We start from the raw sequence: 1994 nt of genomic DNA, 5'->3' as shown, positions 1-1994 counted from the left end.
GTTTTTGAAGCCTGAAGAAGCATGACCGCATATAAGTTATTAGTTATCATCTCATATTGACTGCGGTCATGCTTCGCCCCTACGGATATATTCGCCTTGCGCCAGATGCACCCTTAGTCATCTCTGCTTTGATGCGGACTAAATTACTCACTACGAACCTGATAATATTATTTCTATTTTATCTCCAACTGCTAGCTGCAAGACGGATTGAGCGCTGCCGCCGTTAACGGCAATTTCTAGCCAACCGTCAGAACCAATTATGGCTATTAAATCACCAGGCTTGCTGTCGCTATATGTCTTACCGCTGGGGATGCGAATTGTATCAGAACTATTGCTAATTGTGACTGACCAATTGTTACCTATAATGCAATTATTGGGGATATTGGTAATGAGATTGCCGAAGCGATCGACATATTGAACAAAACCTGTCGCACCTGTGGCTGTAACGGCGCAATTTGGTATCTCTAGCTGCACTAAACTTGCAGCGGGTACCGGCCTTCCCAACTCTTCTAGCGGCACCCCATTCGCTAAATGAGCGCCCGCTGTGGCGAAAATATCGCGACCGTGAAAGGTGCTGCTGGGTTCGGGTGTACGCCAATATTGCGGATTGGTGAGCTCCACAGATGCGATCCTCTTCGAGGGCTTCGCTAACGCACTTTCGCGACTCAACACCCCGCTAAACAGCCCGTTATCCGGCCCGACAAGGAAGCAACTAGCACATTTCACCGCCACTGCGCGTCTGGAGCTACCCACGCCCGGATCGACGACAGCAATGTGTACCGTTTCCGCTGGAAAATAAGCAAAAGCAGTCATCAAACAAAACCTCGCCGCCGCAATATTTTGAGAGGGTATTTGGTGCGTAATGTCAATCACTTTTAACTGCGGGTTGATTTGGGCGATCGCACCTTTCATCACTCCCACATAAACATCACTCAATCCAAAATCCGTCAGCAGAGTTATAATTCTATTTTTAGACATATAGCAGTTGACAGTTGACAGTTGACAGTTGACAGTTGACAGTTAGATAGTACAAGAATAAAACCGTTTATAAAGTTGGTATATATCCAGAGGTAAAAGTATGGGTTCGCAGTGGGAAAACTTTCTGCAAAACTTAGGAGAATGGCACGGTTCCTTCACTCAGCTATCAACGCGGGGAGAGGTACTTCAAGATACTCCCAGCATTATTTCTCTAGAAGGACTCAACGACAACAAAACTGTGCGGTTGAAACTGCGGCGTTTCTCCCCAAATCCTAGCGGTGTCGGCGAACCGGAAGTCAGCGAACTTGTTCGAGAATATCAGAGTTTGGGACGAGATATCCTGTTTTTTGAGAATGGAGATTTTTGTCAGGGAACTATTCAAATAGCGCCTTATTCTCAATCTGGTGCCGAGTTTGGTTTTATCTACAATTATCGCCGGTTGCGCTTCGTTCAACTCTACAATACCGACGGTAATTTATCTAAACTTACCTTAATTCGGGAAAAGCAGCTCGATAAAAATGTCCCCGAACGTCCGCCTTTAACTGTGGGCGATTTGCTGGGAGAATGGGAAGGCGAGGCCGTGACGATTTATCCAGACTGGCGTTCACCCGATCGTTATTCTACCAAACTGCAATTGGATTTGCAAAATGGCGATCGGCTGATGCAAAAAATCACTTTTGGCAGCAATGCTAACGTTATCAGTTCTAGCGGCAGCATAGACGGTTCTGCGATCTATTTTAACGAAGGTACAACGCCCGTGCAGGTTTTGCTGCTTCCCGATGGCGGTTCTTGCACTTGTCCGGTGAAAATTGAATCCAGAAAACCTATATTTTTTGAGGCCGGTTGGTTGGTAGAACCTGACTTGCGATTTCGGATGATTCGCAGTTACAATGACAAGGGTGAATGGGTAAGTTTGACTTTAGTTACTGAACGCAAAAAAGGTCGATCTCACTAATCTCACAAACCGGGTTTCTTCCTATATCTCTCGTACTCAGCCGAAATTTGTCGCAGAAACC

The 1994-nt window shown here is 46.0% G+C and carries 2 protein-coding genes; one reads left to right on the top strand and one right to left on the bottom strand.

Features of this window, described 5'->3' with window-relative positions; genetic code table 11:
* Positions 1-150: 150 nt before the first annotated feature.
* Positions 151-978 carry an SAM hydrolase/SAM-dependent halogenase family protein gene (locus QT974_RS25040; RefSeq protein ID WP_333471113.1) on the bottom strand — a complete coding sequence of 276 codons (828 nt, stop codon included), beginning with the start codon at positions 976-978 and terminating at the stop codon, positions 151-153.
* Between the two features lie 100 nt (positions 979-1078).
* On the opposite strand from QT974_RS25040, the gene QT974_RS25035 reads away from it, so the two are divergent.
* Positions 1079-1933 carry a DUF3598 family protein gene (locus QT974_RS25035; protein ID WP_333471112.1) on the top strand — a complete coding sequence of 285 codons (855 nt, stop codon included), beginning with the start codon at positions 1079-1081 and terminating at the stop codon, positions 1931-1933.
* Positions 1934-1994 lie beyond the last annotated feature (61 nt).

Source organism: Microcoleus sp. BM001215392 (assembly GCF_036700185.1).
Classification (GTDB): domain Bacteria; phylum Cyanobacteriota; class Cyanobacteriia; order Cyanobacteriales; family Microcoleaceae; genus Microcoleus.
The sequence above is the reverse complement of the archived record's forward strand: the minus strand, read 5'-3'. Positions and strand labels throughout refer to the sequence as shown.